Origin of the sequence: Bdellovibrio bacteriovorus (genome assembly GCF_001592755.1) — a bacterium.
In the GTDB taxonomy this organism is placed as follows: Bacteria; Bdellovibrionota; Bdellovibrionia; order Bdellovibrionales; family Bdellovibrionaceae; genus Bdellovibrio; species Bdellovibrio bacteriovorus_E.
In genome coordinates, this window is the sequence record NZ_LUKF01000008.1 from 1 (window position 1) to 20082 (window position 20082).

General features: G+C 44.6%; 19 protein-coding genes. 9 read left to right on the forward strand and 10 right to left on the reverse strand.

The window, feature by feature from the left end; genetic code table 11:
* Window positions 1-569 precede the first annotated feature (569 nt).
* Window positions 570-1163 carry an Hpt domain-containing protein gene (locus AZI85_RS06300; RefSeq protein WP_063243298.1) on the reverse strand — a complete coding sequence of 198 codons (594 nt, stop codon included), beginning with the start codon at window positions 1161-1163 and terminating at the stop codon, window positions 570-572.
* Between the two features lie 218 nt (window positions 1164-1381).
* Complete coding sequence (locus AZI85_RS06305; RefSeq protein ID WP_063243299.1) at window positions 1382-2059, reverse strand: hypothetical protein; 678 nt, start codon at window positions 2057-2059, stop codon at window positions 1382-1384.
* A 116-nt stretch (window positions 2060-2175) separates the two neighbouring features.
* On the opposite strand from AZI85_RS06305, the gene AZI85_RS06310 reads away from it, so the two are divergent.
* Together AZI85_RS06310 and AZI85_RS06315 are read left to right on the forward strand one after the other, a co-directional pair.
* Window positions 2176-2514: an FKBP-type peptidyl-prolyl cis-trans isomerase gene (locus AZI85_RS06310; protein ID WP_063243300.1), complete on the forward strand. Its 339-nt coding sequence runs from the start codon at window positions 2176-2178 to the stop codon at window positions 2512-2514.
* A 38-nt stretch (window positions 2515-2552) separates the two neighbouring features.
* Window positions 2553-3515 (forward strand): quinone oxidoreductase family protein, encoded by a 963-nt coding sequence (locus AZI85_RS06315; protein WP_216635852.1) that lies wholly within the window; start codon window positions 2553-2555, stop codon window positions 3513-3515.
* A 36-nt stretch (window positions 3516-3551) separates the two neighbouring features.
* Here the strand turns inward: AZI85_RS06315 and AZI85_RS06320 are convergent, their stop codons facing one another.
* Genes AZI85_RS06320 through AZI85_RS06335 form a run of 4 tightly spaced genes read right to left on the reverse strand, consistent with a single transcriptional unit; the run spans window position 3552 to window position 8805 of the window.
* Window positions 3552-4805: a TolC family protein gene (locus tag AZI85_RS06320; RefSeq protein WP_063243301.1), complete on the reverse strand. Its 1254-nt coding sequence runs from the start codon at window positions 4803-4805 to the stop codon at window positions 3552-3554.
* Window positions 4806-4814: 9 nt separating this feature from the next.
* On the reverse strand, window positions 4815-5219 hold the full coding sequence (locus tag AZI85_RS06325) for a hypothetical protein (protein ID WP_063243302.1): 405 nt from the start codon (window positions 5217-5219) through the stop codon (window positions 4815-4817).
* 14 nt (window positions 5220-5233) lie between these two features.
* Window positions 5234-8359, reverse strand: coding sequence for an efflux RND transporter permease subunit (locus tag AZI85_RS06330; protein WP_063243303.1), 3126 nt, complete (start codon window positions 8357-8359; stop codon window positions 5234-5236).
* Between the two features lie 59 nt (window positions 8360-8418).
* The gene (locus AZI85_RS06335) at window positions 8419-8805 is read right to left on the reverse strand and encodes a hypothetical protein (RefSeq protein WP_063243304.1); all 387 of its coding nucleotides are present in this window, start codon (window positions 8803-8805) and stop codon (window positions 8419-8421) included.
* A gap of 121 nt (window positions 8806-8926) precedes the next feature.
* On the opposite strand from AZI85_RS06335, the gene AZI85_RS06340 reads away from it, so the two are divergent.
* Window positions 8927-9496, forward strand: coding sequence for an NADAR family protein (locus AZI85_RS06340; protein ID WP_253720880.1), 570 nt, complete (start codon window positions 8927-8929; stop codon window positions 9494-9496).
* On the opposite strand, the gene AZI85_RS06345 is transcribed toward AZI85_RS06340, so the two are convergent.
* Window positions 9476-10378 (reverse strand): universal stress protein, encoded by a 903-nt coding sequence (locus AZI85_RS06345; protein ID WP_063243305.1) that lies wholly within the window; start codon window positions 10376-10378, stop codon window positions 9476-9478. The two genes, AZI85_RS06340 and AZI85_RS06345, sit on opposite strands and share 21 nt — an antisense overlap.
* Window positions 10379-10490: 112 nt before the next feature.
* On the opposite strand from AZI85_RS06345, the gene mbhE reads away from it, so the two are divergent.
* Genes mbhE through AZI85_RS06375 form a run of 6 tightly spaced genes read left to right on the forward strand, consistent with a single transcriptional unit; the run spans window position 10491 to window position 15789 of the window.
* Window positions 10491-13118, forward strand: coding sequence for a hydrogen gas-evolving membrane-bound hydrogenase subunit E (mbhE, locus tag AZI85_RS06350; protein ID WP_063243306.1), 2628 nt, complete (start codon window positions 10491-10493; stop codon window positions 13116-13118).
* Window positions 13115-13384 carry a sodium:proton antiporter gene (locus AZI85_RS06355; RefSeq protein ID WP_063243307.1) on the forward strand — a complete coding sequence of 90 codons (270 nt, stop codon included), beginning with the start codon at window positions 13115-13117 and terminating at the stop codon, window positions 13382-13384. Before mbhE ends, AZI85_RS06355 begins: the two co-directional genes overlap by 4 nt.
* On the forward strand, window positions 13381-14838 hold the full coding sequence (locus AZI85_RS06360; protein WP_063243308.1) for a complex I subunit 5 family protein: 1458 nt from the start codon (window positions 13381-13383) through the stop codon (window positions 14836-14838). Before AZI85_RS06355 ends, AZI85_RS06360 begins: the two co-directional genes overlap by 4 nt.
* Window positions 14835-15179: a Na+/H+ antiporter subunit E gene (locus tag AZI85_RS06365; RefSeq protein WP_063243309.1), complete on the forward strand. Its 345-nt coding sequence runs from the start codon at window positions 14835-14837 to the stop codon at window positions 15177-15179. The genes AZI85_RS06360 and AZI85_RS06365 overlap by 4 nt, the downstream gene beginning before the upstream one ends.
* On the forward strand, window positions 15176-15430 hold the full coding sequence (locus tag AZI85_RS06370; RefSeq protein ID WP_063243310.1) for a monovalent cation/H+ antiporter complex subunit F: 255 nt from the start codon (window positions 15176-15178) through the stop codon (window positions 15428-15430). Before AZI85_RS06365 ends, AZI85_RS06370 begins: the two co-directional genes overlap by 4 nt.
* Window positions 15430-15789: a cation:proton antiporter gene (locus tag AZI85_RS06375; protein ID WP_063243311.1), complete on the forward strand. Its 360-nt coding sequence runs from the start codon at window positions 15430-15432 to the stop codon at window positions 15787-15789. Before AZI85_RS06370 ends, AZI85_RS06375 begins: the two co-directional genes overlap by 1 nt.
* On the opposite strand, the gene AZI85_RS06380 is transcribed toward AZI85_RS06375, so the two are convergent.
* From AZI85_RS06380 to AZI85_RS06390, 3 genes are read right to left on the reverse strand one after another with little or no spacing between them, the layout of a single operon-like run.
* On the reverse strand, window positions 15749-16831 hold the full coding sequence (locus tag AZI85_RS06380) for a prepilin-type N-terminal cleavage/methylation domain-containing protein (RefSeq protein ID WP_063243312.1): 1083 nt from the start codon (window positions 16829-16831) through the stop codon (window positions 15749-15751). The two genes, AZI85_RS06375 and AZI85_RS06380, sit on opposite strands and share 41 nt — an antisense overlap.
* Complete coding sequence (locus AZI85_RS06385; RefSeq protein WP_063243313.1) at window positions 16828-17319, reverse strand: type II secretion system protein; 492 nt, start codon at window positions 17317-17319, stop codon at window positions 16828-16830. The genes AZI85_RS06380 and AZI85_RS06385 overlap by 4 nt, the downstream gene beginning before the upstream one ends.
* A complete protein-coding gene (locus AZI85_RS06390; protein ID WP_253720881.1) occupies window positions 17316-19796 on the reverse strand; it encodes a hypothetical protein in 2481 nt (826 codons plus the stop codon). Before AZI85_RS06390 ends, AZI85_RS06385 begins: the two co-directional genes overlap by 4 nt.
* Window positions 19797-20082: the final 286 nt, after the last annotated feature.

The window sequence follows — 20082 nt, forward strand, 5'->3', positions numbered from 1 at the left end:
GCGACGAGGTAGACGGTTGTATCGAAACCTTGCGGCCTTGTCAACACCCTAAAATCATTTTTTCAAAAAAAATTTAATAAAACGTTTTATGAAAAAGGATTCGTGTTTCTCGCTAAAAGAGCGTTCATGTAAAACATCGAATACAAATCAATGGTTTAGCACTTAGCTTGTTTGGATAATTCCGAAACGACTTAGCGAGGAAGCACGGTTTATAGTGGGTATTCCCGGCGCTTGCAAGCTTTTTTAATGCCTATAATGCCGGCATTGATACGTCACATCTTGCTGCTTTTTTGGGCAAAATCAACCCGTCTGCTGAAAAAACTAACTAAAACCGGCCTAAATGCCCAGTTTGAAGGCGTCTTCTTAGAAAAGCCCTCCAAAAAATTTTAGAAAAAAATTTGAATCTAATCTCCCAATCCCCCACTTTTCCCCGAAAACCTCACAAATATGTTTAAAACATCGCTTCGGCATTTGCCGATGACCTAAAGACATAAACCCGAAATTGGACGGCGAGAATACGAAGGTGGATTTACGAAGACGCCCAAGAGTTAAGAAGCTCCCTCTTTGAATCAATTAAAAGATTTTTGCGAACAGATCACCTTAAGCTCGACCATCAACGTTGATATTTCACCATTAAGACGAACGAACGCGGCTTCTATCTCGGGATAATTTGGGTTTTGCCACTGCTCTTCTATACTCTTTACTGTTGTGACAGGGTCGACGTGATGGAAATGAGCTATAGAGCCTTTGAGCTTGTGAGCCGTTTCTTTGATTCTTTTATTCTCTTTAGAGGCGATAGCGGTTTTCAAAGCGTCCAACTGGTCAGCTACAGTATCGCAGAAGGCTTCTGTCACTGTTTTAAAAAGATCCCAGTCGCCAAGAAAATTCCTATCAAGAACTTCTTTGAAATCAAGCTTGTTCATCTTATTCCTCCTACGGTCAAATAAAGTAAGAAATTTAAAACCGTTACGTTCCATGGATCCCCAGCGGATGTCCCCTTTAAAGAAATCCACGAAGGCAAGTATGCGCCAAGTAGAGTTCAACTGTCGATAGCCTAAGTTTTCAACCACCGCCGATACGAGCAGAAGCATGATACAGCGAAGATTTTTATATCTATGATAATAAAGTTCGCCAATAGCGCAGGCACCGATAGAGATCAACATGCCATAGAGAGACTCACCAACATAAACTGAAGAATCTGTCCGGGATCTAAAGCCCTCAAGGCATAGAAATAAGGACAACGCAGGCCAGGGACATTCGTAGTTTCATCTGATACTCCAACGTTCTTTTAAAGTATCGGTGATCTACGCAGAGTCTCAACGATCGTGTTTATAACTTAACAATGTCGTAGCTATTCTCAGAATCGAACGGAAGGAATGTATTAGGACCCACGCAGTTCTATGGCGGGTTTGTTGATTTCGCGATAGATCTGCTCAATCACCTTTCTTTTTAGTGGCGATTCTTTAGAGGTTTCGCGATAAAGCTTTGTAATCTGTTGATGGATTCTTTTTTTGGTTTCGCCGGAAAATTGATGATAAGCGCTTTTTAGTACAAGCATGGAGGTCGCACCCAGCATTTCGTTTTGTAGTTTAATACGATCATTTGTGGGTAAAAGCTCGCTACAAAGAAGCTCCGTCACACTGCCTTTGCAGAAGTCTATATATTCCTGCCATTTGCCTTTGGCGAAATCCGCGATCTCGGATTTTGTCAGAAGCTCGCTTTGTTCTAACTGCTGATTGATCAATGATTGAAATACAATGTCGTATTTTTTGTCTTTCTTAAATCCCTGAATTTCTGGCCCGCCCATCAAACGCTGAAGACAAGAACCGGCGACATACTTAGTTAACATGTCGTCGCTGTCTTTATAAGTTTCTACTAGGCAGCGCAGTGGCTGCTGCATTTCGCTTTTTAAAGTCTCGGGCGACTTCGCCGTTTTGGCTAATGCCAAGATTCGATCTTGGTATTGATAAAGATCCTGAGCCTCGTAAATAACGCAGGTTTCGTCCGCCCAAGAAGTATTCATCAAAAAGAAACTTAGAATAAAAATCAAAGTCTTCATTTCTTTAGCCTAATTTCCAGGGAGGCGTTTTCCAAGAGAAAATACTTGTGCGAAAGCAGAATGTGGCCTCGGCGCCTTTTCTTGACTAGACCTGCGTTCGCCGCTATCAATTCTTTATGGATACAAGCGAACTTAAGATTACGGACACAGTTGTTGGTACAGGCAAAGAGGCCGTAAAAGGTGCTCTGTTAATCTGCCACTATGAAGGCTTCCTTGAAGATGGAACAAAGTTTGACTCATCCTATGATCATGGCCGGCCTTTTCAATTTGTCATCGGCTCTAAGCGCGTCATTAAGGGTTGGGACATGGGACTTATGGGTATGCGTGAAGGTGGCAAGCGCACACTTTTTGTTCCTGCACACTTAGGCTATGGTGAACGCAGTATCGGAAAGATCCCACCCCATTCAAATTTGATTTTTTACGTAGAGCTTTTGGAGGCTCGCCCGCGCGAATAGATCTTCCTATACTGATGTCACAATCAGTGGAGGTAGCCATGAACTCGCCGCACACAATGCACACGATTTCGATCAATAAGTTCGGAGGCCCTGAGGAGTTAAAACTTCAAGACCTTCCTCGCCCTGCTCTTGATGCCCACGAAGTTCTTATTCGCCTTGAATACGCCGGCGTAGGACCTTGGGACCCCGCAGAGCTTCACGGAGAGTTTGAACAATATAAACCCGAAAAATCCCACTTCCCCTACATCTTAGGCTCCGAGGGCGCGGGCACCATCGAAGCCATTGGATCAAGCGTAAAGAATTTCAAAGTTGGCGACCGCGTTTATGCATCGAGCTTTTTAAATCCTAAGGGCGGATTTTATGCAGAGTATGTGGCTGCCGATGAAGATCTTGTGTTTCACGTTCCGAAAAATCTTTCTTTAGAACAGGCGGCCGTCATGGCTGGTGTGGGTATCACGGCCCTGCGCGGACTGCAGGATACTTTGCAGCTAAGACCTGGACAAAGTGTTTTGATTTTTGGGGCTAGCGGAGGCATTGGCCACCTCGCCGTGCAAATCGCTAAATATATGAAGGCTCGCGTAATTGCAGTGGCTTCGGGGAAAGATGGAGTGGACCTTGTTAGCAAGTTAGGTGCGGATGTGACTCTGGACGGCCATACGGAAAATCTTGTTGAGCAGATAAATCAAAAAGTACCAGAGGGGCTGGATGCGATATTGCTGACGGCGGGAGGAAAACAAATCAAGGACCTCTTTAAATGTTTAAAGCCACAAGGCGTGGCCATTGCCCCTAACGGAGTGAATCTTCCGACAGAAACAATTCCCTTAGTGAAAACTTACGACGGTGATGTCAATCATGAAATTCTAGAGCGCTTTAACAAGATGGCCGAGTCAGGAAAATTTAAAGTGCACGTGTCCCAAATATTCCCTTTGGAAAAGGCAGTCGAAGCTCATCAAGCATTGAGCGAGCATCATTTGGGAAAGCTCGCTTTGAAGGTTCACTAAAAAAAGGAACAAGGCTTTCACCTTGTTCCTTATATTTTATTTTTGCGAGTGCAGTGCCAGCTGTGATGAATAAAGCGTGTTAAAGTCGCGATTGATTTCAGCATATCTTTTTTTGGCTTCGATATACTTTTCTGTCGCCTCCATAACATCGGGAGAGTTTTTTACTCCCCGTCCATACTCTTTCAAAGTGGCATTCAAATAGGATTGTGAGGCCTTGATATTCTCTTCGGCATCGTGAACAAAGGAATGCAAGGTCTTCAGCCCGTCTAACACAGACTCCTGATCAATTTCAGATTGCTTGATCAAAAAGTCGAGCTCTTTTGCTTTCGCCGCCGTTTCTTTTTGCAGACTGCCGCGCTCAATCCTAGAGTCGATAGCTTTACCCAAGGACCAAGACGCCTTTACGCCAACGTAGGACTCTCGTCGCTCGGAGGCAGAAGGAATATCACGCTCGTCTCGTTGATTGGGTTCTGAAAAGCCCGCGTAAAGGTCCAATTCAGGCAGATATCCTGCTTTGAGCTGACTTTTGCGAGCTTCAGAAATTTCCACTTCGGTGCGAGCTTTTCTTACATGAGCCATATCCGCAATCTTTAAAGGCTGAATATTGATTTCCCAGTCGTGAACGTGCTGAAAAGGTCCTTGCGGTAAAACAGCTTCGTTCTTTCCCAGAGCAATGCCAAGTCGCTTCGAAAGACTGCGAATGTCTTTTTCAACCATAGAAATTTCTTGCCTGATCAAAGACATCTTCATTTGAAACTCTAAACGGTCCGTGCTGGTCGCCACTCCGGAGTTGATACGACGATTGGCTTCATTCAGATTCTTCTGCGACAAAGCCAAGTGAGTTTCCAGAGAGTTTTTAACCTCCATTTTAAAAACCAAAAGCCAGTAAACCTCGTACGCTCGTTGAAGTTCATCTTGGAAGACTCTTCGTTCGTCCGAAATGGCGCTTTTGGTTTCAAGTTCACGTACTTGCTCTTCCTTGAGGTCTGAGCCGCCACGATAAAGATTTACGCTGGCTTCCACTCTCCAAGAAGACTGGGTGTCTTGAACTTCGCTTCCCAGCTTGAAGTTTTCTTGCGAAATCTCGGCGCTGACATCGGGTAAAAATGAGCGCGCCAAAGAGCCTTCACGCGCTTTTTTGGCTTCTGCTTTTTGTTGCATCGCCTCGACGACCGGATTTTTCGCCTTGATGAGTTCTTCTATTTTTTCAAAAGAAATAGTTTCTGCTCCTTGGGCGGTCGACCAGATCCCCCCTAAGATCAGAATTAGAAAATATTTTTGCAATTTCATAGACGCCTTCTATTTGCGAGGTTCAACTGTAAATTTCAGATTGTCGTCATGTCCCGTTACGGAATCGTTGATATTTACAATCAAAGTGTAGCGATGGATGCCTTTTGCATCAAAGTTCGCTTCGAGAAGATTTCCTTGGACTTTGAACGAGAGAGATTCTTTTTTCTTCGTTCGTGGTATTTCGGTAAATAACTTCACTTTAAAGCGCGTGGCATCTGCAGGTTTTAAATCTTTTGAATAAAGATAAACTTTAATGTCATTGCCTTTGGTCACCACTTCAACGTGAGACTCTTCAAGTGATTTGATGACGCCGCCTTTAGGCGCTTGAACCATTCCTGGAGAGTCATGATGACCTTCATGCGCCCAGGCCATCGTCGCTACGCCAAGAACAAGAGTGAAGATAAGATTTTTCATAGTAGGTCCCTTCATTATAAAGTTTCAGATTTATTATTTTCTTGAGTGTATTTTTCAGCCGACCTTTTACCAAATCGGTAAAAAAGCGTCGGTGTAAGAACAATGTCTAAGAGTGTGGCCGTGATAAGACCGCCCACAATCACAACAGCGACAGGGTGAAGGATTTCACTGCCCGGCTCACCTTTAGCAAAAACCAAAGGTAGTAACGCAAGTGAGGCCACACAAGCCGTCATCATGACAGGAACAAGTCGCTCTTGCGAACCTCGAATAATCATATCTTTGGAAAAGGTTTCGCCTTCAAATTTCATCAAATGAAGATAATGCGAGATCATCATGATGCCATTTCTTGAAGCGACTCCGCAAAGAGTGATAAATCCGACAAGGCTCGCCACCGTGATCGTGCGGTCTGTGGCAAAAAGAAGAATGATGCCACCAATAAACGCAAACGGAATGGTGATCATAATCTGAGCCGTAATAGCCTTCGATCTGAAGTGCGAGTAAAGAACAAGTATAATTCCTGCCAGAGAAATCAAACCAAAGAGCAAAATATTACGGGTGGCTTTTTGCTGACTTTCAAACTGGCCTCCGTAAACCACGTAATAGCCTTCAGGAAGTTTCACGGTGCTTGAAACCTTGTTTTGCAGTTCGTTCACTAAGCCCGCTAGATCCCTTTTGTTCGCATTCGCCGAAATCACAATACGCCGCTGGCTGTTTTCGCGATTGATTTCATTAGGTCCGCTGGTTTCATAAATATCCGCAACCTGCTCTAACAAAACCTTTCTTCCATCCGGCATTGTTTTAATCACCGTCTTCTGCATTTGCTCTAAGGTCTGCTTGGAACTATCGTCAAATCTGTAGAAGACATCATACACTTTTGTGCCGTCAAGAACCTGAGCAACGGATTCTCCATTGAACGCCCCTTCTAAAAGCGACGTGATTTCACCGGGGCTCATTCCGTACTGAGCGGCTTCTTCACGTAAGACGTGAATTTTAATCTGAGGAATCAAGCCTTGGCTTTCAACACGAAGATCGACTAAGCCCGGAGTTCCTTCCAAAGCCTCTTTAACTTCGGCGGCTTTTTCTCTTAATGTCGTTAAATCCGGTCCAAAGATTTTGATGGCGATAGCGGCATTTACTCCGGAAAGCATATGATCAATAAGATGACCGATGGGTTGCCCAATATTAATAGCAAGACCCGGAAGACCTTGATTTAGGTTTTCTCGGATCTCATTTAAGACGACTTCCTTGCTTCTTCCACCATTTTTAAAGTCCACGTCCATTTCGCTGACGTTCACACCCATGGCATGCTCATCCATTTCGGCGCGCCCGGTTCGACGAGAAACTGACTTCACTTCTTTGGTTTTTAGAATCAGTGCCTCAGCCTGATTTCCATATTCATTCGACTGCTTCAAGCTGGTGCCCGGCGGAGCACTGACGCTGATCATCGCCGTGCCTTCATTGAATTGCGGCAGAAAGTCTTTACCCATAAAAGGCAGAAGGCTTAGTGCTACAACCACAAGTCCGGCGGTCATCGCCAGCACGAAATTAGATCGTGGCAAAGCCCACTCTAAGACCTTTTTATCCCATTTTTTTAACAACTGCACAAAACGTGTGTCTTGATGTTCTTTCAAAGGCGACTTAGCTAAGAAATAAGAAGCCAAGACCGGCGTCACAGTCAAAGAGACCACCAACGACGAAAGCAGTGCCGTTAGATAAGCAACAGCCAACGGAGTGAACAGTCTTCCCTCTAAGCCCGTCAAATTAAAGAGAGGCAGGAACACCATGACGATAATCACCGTCGCAAGAACAATGGAGTTTCGTACTTCCGAAGAGGCATCGAAAATAACCTTCAAAGCCGAACGCGGCTGACTGAGTTTGGCATTTTCTCTAAGCCGGCGGAAAACATTTTCGACATCGACGATAGAGTCATCGACCAGCTCACCGATCGCAATAGCAAGCCCGCCCAGAGTCATCGTGTTTACGGATAGACCGAACCATTTAAAAACTAAAGCGGTCGCTAAGAAAGAGACCGGAATCGCCGTCAGCGTAATAAGCGACATACGTAGGTTGGAAAGAAAAATAAAAAGAACTACGAAAACCAGAACGGTTCCCCATTTTAGTTTTCCTTGGATTCCTTTAATAGATGTCTCAATGAAATTTGCTTGCTTAAAGACATCCGTATTAATAACCAAACCTTGTGGTAATGACGGCTTAATTTCTTGAATGGCTTTTTCAACACCGTTGGTGATCTGAACAGTGTCTGCACCGGGCTGTTTTTGAATGGTCATAACGACGGAAGGCTTTCCCATGAAACTGCCTTCGCCTCGCTTTAACTTCGGAGCTTCGACCACTTCGGCGACATCCTTTACGAAAATAGGTCGACCGAAGTGCAGGCCGATTTTCGTGTTTTTGATATCATCTAAAGTTTCAACCACACCAATATTGCGCACCAAAAATTCTTGTTGGTCTTTTTCTAAAAAACCTCCCGTGGTGTTCTGACTGATCTGCGCTAGCTCCTTATCGATCTGCTCTAAGCTGATTTGAAACTTATTGATCTTCTGAGCAGACAACAGAATCTGGTACTGCTTCAGTCCGCCCCCGATAGAAATAACTTGCGCCACTCCGGGGATAGTCATCAGACGAGGACGAATCACCCACTCGGCGATATTTCGCACTTCGAGGGGATGAACAGATTCGTTCTCAGAATAAAGAGCGATCTGCTGGATCTGTCCCATTAATGAAGATATCGGACCCATGGTGGGTGAAATATCTTTTGGCAGGCGTTCTTTTGCTAATGCCAGCTTTTCTTGAACCAACTGGCGATTTCGATAAATATCGGTGTTCCACTCAAATTCGACGTAGATGGCGGAAAGACCGATGCCTGATTGGGAACGAATTCGCTCTACACCTGGAAGTCCGTTTAAGTAAGACTCAATGGGAAATGTAACCCGGGTTTCAACCTCTTCCGGAGCCATCCCGTGAGCCTCAGTCATAATTGTGACCGTGGGTTTATTGATGTCTGGAAAAACATCAATGGGTAAATGGCTTACTGTCACGGCCCCATAAACCACGATAAAAGCCGTGGCCGCTACGACAAGAAGCCGATGGTTCAAGGCGAACCTAATAATAGAATTCAACATGCGACAACCTCAGTTTCGCTAAATAATTATGAAAATATTGAAGGGATTGTTGGCTTAAACTAAGCGCGCGGAGGTTGCCATGGCTTTTCCAGTGGCAAAATCGAATGCAACTGGGACTCTTTAAAAAATCCCAATTTATTAGGCGCAATAAAAGCAGAAACTTTCACCGACAACTCAGTTACTAGGACTGAGCCGTGATGCATGTGACAGTGACCAAAAAGACAAAATCCTAGATCACCACAATGAGATTCCTCGGCCGAAGGATCCGTGTGTTCGTCATGGGCGATACCGGCCGTACTTCCAGCTTCTGTAGTAATTTTATCGGTATGACATTGCGCTAAAGACAGATTTGACATGACGACCTGAAACGAAAAAAGCATCCCTAAAACCAATAACACTGGCTTTACAAGATGCTTTAAAAATGAGCGCAAATACGAAGGCGTCATATCTTTAATCACTCTATGCCTGAGGAAGAGCGCCGTCAAGAATCAAGGCCTTCTTGACGCATAAGTCTCAGTCTGACCCAAAAACATTGAGATCCTTATTCAGTTCTGAAATAACTGCTTTATGAAAGCTCTCTCACTCTTGGTATTTCTGCTACTTTCGGCGTGTTCGCATTCTTCAATGAAGCACACCCACTATGAACAATTCCCGCGCACACCCGCGACGCCATTTCTGGGGGAGGTGCTTGATTTTTATTCGACCAAACAGGCGTACGGAGAATTTTCGAACTTCGCTCTTTTCCCGGTGCGTGTCGACGATCAGTGGTGGCCTACGAGCGAACACTATTATCAAGCTCACAAATATACGGATCCAAAGATGATTGCTTGGGTGCGAAGTGCTCCAACCCCGATGGAAGCCGCCTTGCGCGGACGAGATAAAAATCTTCCCAAACGGGTCGACTGGGAGGCCCGCAAAGACGGTTTTATGGAAAAAGCCGTGCGCGATAAATTCACGCGCTATCCCGAGCTGCAAGAGCTTTTACTTTCAACCGGTGATGCAAGAATTTTTGAACACACTCAAAATGACTGCTATTGGGGAGATTGTGGAGATCGCACAGGAAAAAACAAGCTCGGATTGTTATTAGAAAAAATCAGGAGCGAACTAAAAGCCTCTTCAACTGGTGCGCAAAACTAGCAGCGGACATTTTAAGTGTCCAAGAAGACTGTGAGTCGTTGAGCCCCATAACAACCGGTGCTTGATGTCTCGTACCGGAGAAGTCACTGCCGTAATCCAAATTTTATTTCGCTCAGCGTAGGTTGCTAAGGTGTACGCGACGCTTCGCTGCTCTTTAAGTATCTCCATATTGCATTCCACACCGAAGTTCTGCAATTGCTGAGCGGTCTCTAACAAAACCCTCCGCGCCTTATCGAAATTAGCTACGGGACGAAGACGCTGCCCTAATAATTTTCTTTTTCGGAGAATATGCACCAGCTGAACGCGCGCTTTTAAGGGCTCGATAATTTTGGCGAAGCGACGAAGAGCGCGAAGACTTGGAGGCTCGGAAGCATCTACTGCAAGGAGTACTGCTGGCGCAGAATTAAATTCGTCGTGCACCGGTTCAGCAACATTGATCACTAACAATGGAACGGGAGACAGAAACGAGGCCGTAGAAGGAATTCCGCCTAAAGACCCGTGCGCGAGGTTTTGATGCCCGTGAACACCCAGGATAAGAAAATTCGTTCTCTTTTTAAAAACCCATTCAGAAATAGTGCGCACAACGTCGTCGTCGGTGGAAGTAGGCGCTTCAAGAATTTGAATATCTTGATACTCAAGTCGCTCTTTAAGTCCGGCAGCTAAAGAGTGCTCTATATCTTTGACGATTTCGTCGTGACGTTCCTTGTAAGTTTCAGAAGAAAAAGGAAAGTAACTTTTGTGAACGACAGAGACGACACAGAGTTCGTTGAGAAATCCATCTTTTTGTAAATGGCGCACTTGTTCACAGAGGGTCTCAATTGAGCCACTTTCTCCTGCCATCGGATTTAGCGCCAGCATTCCACGTCTCATTCTTTGAAGCATAACACATTTCCACGGCTTCCATGCTGCGCGTTCTATGTTCATCAACAGTGCTTGCGACACTATGACACGATTGAAAGATGACATTAAAACCAAAGATTAGAGATCATGACCTATGACTTGGTGGATTCTTTCTTTCTTCGTTTATGCGCTTCTGGCTCGCTTCATCATGCGACTTCCCACCGTCGTCTGGAGGGCGCTTTTTGCCGCTCCGTTTGTTATTACTTTTATCGAGGCCATTAGTTCTTTTTTAAATCGCCAATGGCCGGAACACCGAGATGGCCTTTGCGATTTTTTTGCCTGCATCGTCATGGGCATCGGACTGTGTGTCAGCACGTATGCCGGTGCTTACTTTTCAAAAGATGATGCGAAAAGATTCTTCCCGCTGTTTTTCTTTTTCACCGGCTCTATGCTCGGCATACTTTGGGTCGACAATATTTTCGTGTTCTTTACCTTTTGGGAAGCCACGGCCGTTTGTTCCTTTCTTTTAATCGCCTTTCATTATGAGGACAGTGACACTCGCAAAAGTGCTCGTCAGGCTTTGATTGTGAACGCCGCAGGTGGATTGGCTCTGTTAACGGCCTTTCTGATTCTCAATCAAATGACCGGAAGCACGTCTCTTGAAGAAATCATTCGGAGTCAGGATAAAAGGATCGAAAATAGTTCTCTGTTAATTTCTTTGATTGTGTTTGCAGCCATTACGAAATCAGCGCAGTTTCCTTTTCATTTTTGGCTCCCCAATGCGATGAAAGCCCCAACACCGGCCAGCTGTTTTTTGCATTCTGCCACGATGGTGAAATTGGGAGTTTTTCTTTTAGCGCGCTTTTCTCCCCTTTTTCAAGAAACCACCTTATGGATTGTTTTGCTAGTGACCATTGGAGGTATCACTTCACTAGGTGCGCTTTTTATTTCTTTATTAAAAACCGATCTTAAGCAAATGTTTGCCTGGACCACCGTGAGTGCTTTGGGATCTATATTTATTCTTTTAGGGATTCCGCATGAATATTCCTGGAAGTCTTTTGTGTCTTATATTTTCGCGCATAGTTGCTATAAAGCGAGTTTGTTTCTCTGTGTTGGTAATATCGATAAACAGATTGGAACTCGCAGCCTTTATAGCATCAACAATCTGACACAAAGAATGCCGCTCACCTCCATGGCGATGATTTTATCCTTGGGCTCTATGATCGGTCTTCCGTTTACTTTAGGTTTTTTAGGTAAAGAGTATTTACTGACTTCAGCGTTGCAATTGAAAGGTGAAAACACCGTACTCTTAGTCGTCTTGGTGTGCACAGGAGCGCTTTCCATTGTCGTAGCCTACCGACTTTTAAAGTTGATCTTTAAGAAAGATGCCAGACCCAATCGCAGTCTTCGCGAGGCGCGCTTTTCAATGTGGGCTCCGGCACTGGCTTTAGCCATGGCCGGCTGGATATCAAACTTCTTTCTCAGTGATATCAACGAGTATTTTTTAAAGCCTATTGTGTCTTCGATCTTACTAAAAAGAACAGATTTAGAGCTTCAAGCTTGGACCGGCTTTAACATGGGCCTGGTTTTAAGTATCTGTTCGTTCCTTCTGGGGGGCGTGCTATCTCATTTTTTAATTCGAAGGCTCAGTCATATTGAAATCTGGCTGCGATTTGATCAGCAGCGAAAAGAAAAAAATGAAATTTTACCTGTGTTAGCAAGCTGGTTCACGGGTGTCTTTCAAAACGGAAAACTCAGTACTTACATATTCTGGTTGCTTCTTCCTATAGGCATTTGGACATTTTGGATGGCACTGATGCAGGAATCACTGCCGGTTCTAAAAGCTCCAAATATTTCATCCGGTCCTGAACTCTTAGCCGTCATACTTTTATTAGCTGGTCTTGTTCCATTATTAAAAAGTTCTCAGCCGCTTCTGCAAATCATGGGATTGGGACTTGTCGGATACGGTGTTGGCCTTTTATTTATTTTGGCCGATGCTCCCGATTTAGCTATGACTCAGATGTCCGTAGAAACAGTGTCGCTTTTAGTATTGATTTTATGTTTAAAGCCCTTGCAAACAAAACCCCTTCGGCTTCCTGAAGCCTACCAACTCGTGCGAATCGTCTTCACTGTTCTTTCGTTCTTTAGCATGCTGTGGCTCATCCCGATTTTAGAGAATGGAAAAGTTCCTTCATTGATCTCGCCCTACTTTGTTGAAAATGCCCCCACCTTGGGAAAAGGCACAAATGTCGTGAATGTCATTCTGGTCGACTTCCGCGCATTAGATACCATGGGAGAAATCACCGTTCTTAGCATCGTCGCTTTAGGCACGTCGTTTTTATTTCAAAGACATCGAAAGAGGGAAAATCCTTTTTTACCTTCGCCCATCATTGAGGTTGCGACGAAGTTTTTTATGCTGATTTTCTCTGTTCTTTCGCTTTATCTTCTGTTGCGTGGCCACAACAATCCTGGTGGTGGATTTGTTGGCGGACTCATTTTAGCCATTGCTTTGATCTTTCATGCTTTGGTGTTTGGTGAACATTCAACAAATAGATTTTTACGGGGCCCCTCCTCTAACTGGATTTTAGTGGGATTAGGACTTTGTTTTTTCTCTGGCCTTCTGCCGGTGCTTACAAACTTTCTTCCCCCTTTTACGAGCCTCTGGTTGCCAGGCCCCATCACTCTAGGACTTCCGGTCCTTTTTGATATCGGCGTTTACTGCGTTATTGTAGGCGTGATGACCACCGTGTCCTTTGCCTTCAACGGAAGGACTTTGCGATGATTCTTTCTTTTATTTTTGCAGCAAGCATCTGGCTGATACTTTCAAGAGAATGGTTGCGAGTCATCATGGGGCTTTCGCTTCTCGGGCACGCGACGAATTTATTTATTCTGAACAGTGGGCCTCACAGCGACATGCTGCCGCAAGCTCTTATTCTTACGGCCATCGTTATCGGTTTAGCCATTCAAACAGTGCTTTTGGTTTTTGCTTACTTCGCTCGCCAGACGGAAGATATTGACGACTTGGATGACATGAAAGAGGCTGAATGATTGCGGTGCTTCCTGTTGCCTTATGTTTGATCCTAGCTCTAAGCAGTTTGCTTTTAAGAAACAGCTTAAAAGCGCAACGCATGCTTGCGTCTGTGGGATCTTTCACCGTTTTGGGTTTGAGTCTTTTTATCTTCTATCAAGTTTGGAAATCGGGCCCCTTGCTGCTAGCTTTCGGCAACTGGCAACCGCCGTTTGGCATCACTTTTCGCATTGATTTATTGAGTGCGGCTCTTTTGGTCGTCTCATCGTTAATTTATTTTAGTGGGGTGTTGGTTTCTATCGGCTCCTTAAATCTTCGTGTCGAAGTGCGAGGATACTATCCCCTTTTTCATTTTCTGATGCTGGGAATTTTGGGATCATTTTCAACGGGAGATCTTTTTAATCTCTATGTTTGGTTTGAAATTCTTTTGATGTCTTCGTTCTTCCTGGCGACGCTGCTCAAGAATAAAAATGCGGTGCAAGGCGGATTTAAATACGCCATCTTGAGCGTAATCTCTTCCTTTATTTTCCTTGGTGGCGTGGCCCTTATCTATAGCGGAACCGGTACTTTAAATTTAGATCAACTTTCTAAAATTTCTTCTTCTGTTCCCGCTTCGGCTTTTACCGTGGGATTGGGTCTATTAAGCTTTGCATTTATGATTAAAGCCGGCCTTTTTCCATTCTATTTTTGGCTTCCGGCTTCTTACCCTTATGTTGTTACCCCCATGGCGGCAGTTTTTTCAGGTCTTTTAACAAAAGTGGGCTTGTATGGTTTAGTAAGAATTCTTGCTCCTCACTTGCCGCTTTTAGATTCGTCTCTTGCTTTCTTGATTCAGGCGCTGGCACTTATTTCGATGTTGCTAGGAGTTTTAGGAGCGATTTCTCAAGACAATATGAAGGGTATTCTTTCATTTCATATTATTTCGCAAGTAGGTTACATCGCGCTGGCTTTAGCTTTGGGAACTGGTGTTGGTTTAGCGGCTTGTATTTACTATCTTTTGCACCACATGGTTGTAAAAACGAATCTTTTTTTCGTCGTGTCCTATATCGAATCTCGCGAAAAGCGAAATCAAGTTTCTAAAATTGGCGGGCTTTTAGATCGAGATCCTTTACTGGCAATTCTATTTGCGATCCCCGCGCTTTCTTTAGCTGGTATTCCACCTCTTTCAGGTTTCTGGGCAAAGGTCTTTGCACTCAAGGCTTTACTCGCATCAAAGGAAGTTTTGGGAGTTCTTTTTAGTCTGGCTGTCAGTCTTCTCACTATGATGTCGATGCTGAAAATTTGGTTGGGGGTGTTTTTGAAGCCTTCTCCCCATTTTCATAATAATCCGAAGCCGGCACGTTGGCTTTGGTTTATAGTGCCGTTGATCTTACTTAATCTTTGGACGGTAACCATGGGTCTGTACTCCAACCAGGTATTTGAAGTGGCGCAAAAGATATCCCGGGAACTGCGTCATGAAGGGCATCAACCATGATGAGGAAGTTAAAGCTCATTATCGAAATATTTTTTCTTTTTTTGCATGACTTCTTTATTGCCGTCTTCGAAGTGGCTTCGGCTTTGTTTCACCCGAATGAAGATTTACATCCCGTTATCGTGCGCATGCCGACCCGTCTAAAAAATAAAAAAGCGCTATGGCTTTTTTCTTTGATTATTTCTTTAACGCCGGGATCTTTGGTGGTGGATTTATCAAAGGACGAAAGTATTTTGTATATTCATTTTTTTCATGCCCCGGACACGGAAAAGGCGATGACGGCTTTAAGAGTTCGTTTCGAAGCAAGGCTTTTTGAAATCTTCTCTCAAGGAGATCGAGTATGATGTGGTTCCTTTCAGCACTTCTTATCGTGGCTTTGATATTAGGAACTCGCCGACTGCTTTTGGGGCCGACTCAAGCGGATCGCGCGGTGGTTTTTGATTTACTGACAGCTATATTAATTGCAGCGACAGTTTTAATCGCGATCGTCGTCAATGATTATAAGGTGATGAGTCTTGTGATTGTTCTTGCTGTTCTTTCCTTTGTAGGGACGTCGCTTTTTGCATACTTTATTGAAAAGACAAAAGGATCTTGATGGAGACTTTGGTTGATGTTCTTCTTTTTCTTGGCGCTATCTCGATTCTTCTTGCTGCCGTCGGTGCAATGAAGTTTCCCGACACGTTAACTCGCATTGCCGCTATTACAAAGGCTTCGACTCTCGGTTCGGTTTGTTTTTGTTTGGGCGGCGCTTTGCACTTTTGGCATTGGGAAACGACCGCCCTTCTTATTGCGTCCTCTGTGATATTGGCGCTGGGGATTCCTATTAGCTCTCACTTAATCAGTCGAAGCCGCGTGAAAGAGGGATCGCATCCTCACCCTCTTTATTTAAAAAGAAATGACCATGAATTGGATTTTACTGCAAACAAGCCACCGCCCGCTTCGCGTTCAGATTAGGGGCGAAGATGGTTCTTGCCCGAGTCACGTTGTTTTTGGTGACATTGCTGCTTGTGGCAGCGCCCGTCTGATTTCTTAAAGGCAAGGACGCTTTCAATTCAAGAAAGACTGAATTTACGCAGTAACCATTGGGATCGCTGACGGTATCATCCATAAAGTTCGCAGGATCCACGCGAACACCTTTTCTGGTGCCAAGATACTTTACCACAAAAGAGCTCACGTTAAACTCGGAAGGGCGATTTTGTAGCAAGATCGACACTTTATTAGTTAAAGGCTCTATTTTGATTAAATTTAAATCGGTCTTACGAAGACACACTATCACCGTTGATGATTCATACACCTCGCTGCTAGTGACAAAAACCGAGGACTTTTTTTGAACAGTGGCCCCTTGAGCATTCTTGGGCATTTTTAGAAAGACACTGGCATAATTAAATCGGATTGGATTCCCATTGGCGTCTGTTTTCGGAAGACCATCATAGGGGTCTTTCGCAGAATTTAAGTTCATCGTTACAGCTCCGACTTCATAACGTCGAATGAAGCGACGGTCGGCATCGACTAAAGAAATTTCTGTGGGCGCTTTTCCGGATTGAAACAATGAAGACATCGTCGCATCTGCGGAAACACGCAGCTCATTAGCCTCACCCGTTTTATCCGCATCCCCACTTTCAGACCAAGCTCGCAGAGTCCGTTCCGATCGTAAGACTCGGTCCAATGTCGTGTATCGAAAAACGGAATGAGTTGCATCCGCTAGGCATTCTTCCGGAGCCTCTTGAGGTTTCAAAGAACTCAATCCGAAATAAAGACCGTCATTGGCCGATAAAAGATCTTCAGTAGGCTCTAAACGGACGATGTTGCGCACGTCATTTTCGACATTCTTAATCGCCAATGACATGTCGATTTGTGCGGCACTCCAGTCGTCGAGATTCTTCTTTTCTGAAAAGAAATAATAGATGACCTGCACCGTACCAGCAATCACCAAAGCTGCCAGCGACACGGCTAAAAGAAGTTCAATCATTGTAAATCCGCGACTTGATTTCTTCATCGTTTAAAAATCACAATCTGATTGGTAAGAATGGTTTTACCTTCACCGTCGCTCCAGCCCCAGACTTTCAAAGTGACTTTGCGTAAAGTGTCTGAGTATTTAGGAAGTTTTAAAGAAGACGAACTGAAGGACGCTTCTATCGATGAAGCTGGCAAAACTTCCCAACCCACGAAAACTTGATTTGCGGAAAGCGATGGCTGTGGACACTCGGAAGAATTCAGGTCGACGACCGATTCTGACAAAAAGGTTTTATCCGTTTTATAAATACGCATCAGGCATTTTCCGATGGGAACAATATCCCCGATCTGCAAACCTTTCAGTTCAATCACGTTATCGGTAAGAAGCTCTTTAAGAACAATCGCTCGATCGACATGCGTGACGTGTTTACGCGAAGTAAGAACGAAGAACAAAAAGATAGAAACACCAATGACCGAAATTCCAATGGCCATAAGGACTTCTATTAAAGTCATACCTCTTGAATTCATCATTTGGCATTCCTTGTTTCGATAACAGGCTGATCGACACCCACGATAGAACCTACGTTTCTAAAATCATCATCAGGCGAAGTGTGAACAAAGATATAGCTTCCATTATTAACTGTCGGGGTTACAGCGTTCCCATCATAAAGTGCTGTCGGACTCGAAGGCGAAAGATAGGCCGCATTTTCCAGAATACAAGGAGTGAATGAAGGCTCATTCTGATAATAAGAACCCATGTTGTAGGTAAAATGCTTATGAGAAAGATCAAAGTAATTCAGACTGACGTTTCTTCCATCTGTGGCACGATGAAGAGGTGTATTAAGATCTCTTTTTCCAGGAATCACTGTCGCATCGAAGTCGACGTAGATACGTATACCTTTAAGCATTAAATCAGATTCGTGACGAGCTCCCCCAATAGCAGGATGTGCGTTTTGCACCCAAAACACATTCGGATAATAACGACGAGGCAAATGTCCGTCATCATAGTAACGCGAACCCGCTGGCGGAAGAGCCGAAATAGGATCTGTATATACCGGCATCGACGCCATTTCAGAAATATTATACGCCATATAAGGTGGCAGAGGATTCCCGGCCATTGTGACCATGCACTGATTCGAAATAAACTGAGATGCGGATGAATCTGGTCCATTCCACAATCCTTGCAAAATGAAAGGTCTTCCTGCATCCACGGTCGCCGTCGTTATCAGACTGACATTGTTGAGATGATAACGTCGATATCCATATTTGAAGCCATCTTCCTCATGACGAGGATCAGTGAGGTTATGCAAAATGGGGCGGATCTTTCCGCCCGAAGAAGGCCATCGCGACTTCAAATAGCTTTCGCTGATAGGAACATAAAAAGGACTGAGCAAATGCACCTGTTCCGGCGAAAGCAAAACCATCGAAATTCCCGGCTTTACTCCCCCCGTGGCGTCCATATTAAAAAAGACTTCGCGCAATCGTCCAGGATCGGTATTCAAAGGCGATGTGGTATCGGGTTGTACTCCACGCAAAGTGATGGTGTCTTCTCCGACAACCCATAGTGCCAGCTTCTTTCTTGCGGCATTGTCGGAAAGCGCACCAATCATTAAACCCTGATTATTGCTCTGTCTAATCTCGGTCGGCACTTTCGCGTAGACCACGCGACGCAAAAGTCGATTGGATAGATTTGCGTTGGAAAGTTGGCCCGCATTGAAGTTATTCAATGTCAGCGACTCCATATCCAAGCGAGATACACGTGTGCACGCAGTGCCGGCGCCGTTAGCGGCATACTGCTTTTGAAACTCACTATCCCAAATCGCACAATCTTCGTAGGCATTGACTGGCGACGAGATGACCTGCCCACATGCGCTCGCATCCTCTTCCAATGCTTCCAAATTATCCCAATTCATTGTCGGTGAAGGGACAACCTCGGCATCCGAGGTGTACAAATAGCCCTCTAGATCCGCGTCTTTTCTCCACTCTCTAAAGCCCTTAGGAAAATGTTCTGAGTGAGAGCAGTATTTTCCTGAAGTCAAAGCGTCGGGACGTGACATGCAGGTTGCGTTCATACGAATGCCAAACTTATTAGCATCGGCGTATTCATAATAAAAAATAGAGTAACGATCGACATCGTTGAAATAACTGCCTGAGTCCGTTGCACTCCAAGCTTGCAGTGGAGGATTTCCACCAAAGAGAGCCACCGGATAAACTGAATTTCGCAAAGCAGATTTTGTATTAGGTCCGGGAGTTTCATTAGTCACTTGATCACGAAGGGTCTCTGCGATCGTCGAACTTTTAGTGAACACCATGGATCCTGCGCCCGAGGAACCCACGGAAATAGCAGGTGTTCCCCAAGCGTTTGCGTAGGGCGCTAACAGCGTCGGCAAGTTTCCCGCATTGACCCAACTGGAATTAGGGCGCGGAATGCTCCACGGATAATAATAAATACCGCCAGCAAACTGCATGCGGTCCCCTTGAATCACAGTGCCCCACTCCCCCGGCCACACGGGTGTAGAACCTGACCATCCTGTGTTTGGATTTGGCCGGTCAATCATGGAATAGCCAACCAAGGGTCCCTTCGTATAAATACGTCGGTCTTTTGCAATCAGCGCCGAAGGCGTTTTAGGACTATAGGCTCTTTGCAAAATAACGCTATTAGAACTTCCTGAAAAAAGCAGATAATCTGAAACATCCAAGACTTTAACGTGCTTTCGAAATTTTGATTTCAGTTTTCGGTAGGAACCGGTGGCTGTCATTTCGAAATTTTTAGTCGTGAAGTTAAATACGGTGTCGACCTTCCAAGAAACGCCGCTGGGAAGTTCTCCTTCAACACTGAAGGACTCGGCCTTCAGACACTGGCTATCAGGAGGTGGCTCCCAAAGTCGACGAGCTAAAGCCGATTCCATCACAGCAAATGCAGAACTCGTCGCTTCATCTAGCAGCACTTGATCGAAATCAAGGGACTTGTAGTTATAGTCCTTCGTAAATACATCCAATGACGTCATAAGGACGATGACACCTACGACACATAGAACTGAAACAATAAGAAGGGTTCCTTGCCCTTTTTGCCCTAGCAACCGGATTTTGCTCATACACAAAGGATAAAGATTTTCCTCAATGATGGTAGCTTTTATTACCTCTCAAAAACAAATTCTCTAGAAAGTGTTTTTTTTGAAAATGAGACGGTGAAAAATGCAAGGTCAATTACAAGATAAATGAGGTATTTACGGAAAGAAAATCGTGGGGCTCTTGGTTTCAAAGGAGGCCCTGGAAAATGAGAATTAAAAATCA

Coding starts and splice junctions, on each gene's coding strand:
- AZI85_RS06360 (WP_063243308.1), top strand. CDS start 13,381: ATGATTGCGGTGCTTCCTGTTGCCTTATGTTTGATCCTAGCTCTAAGC.
- AZI85_RS06380 (WP_063243312.1), bottom strand. CDS start 16,831: ATGAAGAAATCAAGTCGCGGATTTACAATGATTGAACTTCTTTTAGCC.
- AZI85_RS06335 (WP_063243304.1), bottom strand. CDS start 8,805: ATGACGCCTTCGTATTTGCGCTCATTTTTAAAGCATCTTGTAAAGCCA.
- AZI85_RS06330 (WP_063243303.1), bottom strand. CDS start 8,359: ATGTTGAATTCTATTATTAGGTTCGCCTTGAACCATCGGCTTCTTGTC.
- AZI85_RS06385 (WP_063243313.1), bottom strand. CDS start 17,319: ATGATGAATTCAAGAGGTATGACTTTAATAGAAGTCCTTATGGCCATT.
- mbhE (WP_063243306.1), top strand. CDS start 10,491: ATGACTTGGTGGATTCTTTCTTTCTTCGTTTATGCGCTTCTGGCTCGC.
- AZI85_RS06345 (WP_063243305.1), bottom strand. CDS start 10,378: ATGCTTCAAAGAATGAGACGTGGAATGCTGGCGCTAAATCCGATGGCA.
- AZI85_RS06365 (WP_063243309.1), top strand. CDS start 14,835: ATGATGAGGAAGTTAAAGCTCATTATCGAAATATTTTTTCTTTTTTTG.
- AZI85_RS06370 (WP_063243310.1), top strand. CDS start 15,176: ATGATGTGGTTCCTTTCAGCACTTCTTATCGTGGCTTTGATATTAGGA.
- AZI85_RS06300 (WP_063243298.1), bottom strand. CDS start 1,163: ATGTTGATCTCTATCGGTGCCTGCGCTATTGGCGAACTTTATTATCAT.
- AZI85_RS06310 (WP_063243300.1), top strand. CDS start 2,176: ATGGATACAAGCGAACTTAAGATTACGGACACAGTTGTTGGTACAGGC.
- AZI85_RS06315 (WP_216635852.1), top strand. CDS start 2,553: ATGAACTCGCCGCACACAATGCACACGATTTCGATCAATAAGTTCGGA.
- AZI85_RS06325 (WP_063243302.1), bottom strand. CDS start 5,219: ATGAAAAATCTTATCTTCACTCTTGTTCTTGGCGTAGCGACGATGGCC.
- AZI85_RS06305 (WP_063243299.1), bottom strand. CDS start 2,059: ATGAAGACTTTGATTTTTATTCTAAGTTTCTTTTTGATGAATACTTCT.
- AZI85_RS06375 (WP_063243311.1), top strand. CDS start 15,430: ATGGAGACTTTGGTTGATGTTCTTCTTTTTCTTGGCGCTATCTCGATT.
- AZI85_RS06340 (WP_253720880.1), top strand. CDS start 8,927: ATGAAAGCTCTCTCACTCTTGGTATTTCTGCTACTTTCGGCGTGTTCG.
- AZI85_RS06390 (WP_253720881.1), bottom strand. CDS start 19,796: ATGACGTCATTGGATGTATTTACGAAGGACTATAACTACAAGTCCCTT.
- AZI85_RS06355 (WP_063243307.1), top strand. CDS start 13,115: ATGATTCTTTCTTTTATTTTTGCAGCAAGCATCTGGCTGATACTTTCA.
- AZI85_RS06320 (WP_063243301.1), bottom strand. CDS start 4,805: ATGAAATTGCAAAAATATTTTCTAATTCTGATCTTAGGGGGGATCTGG.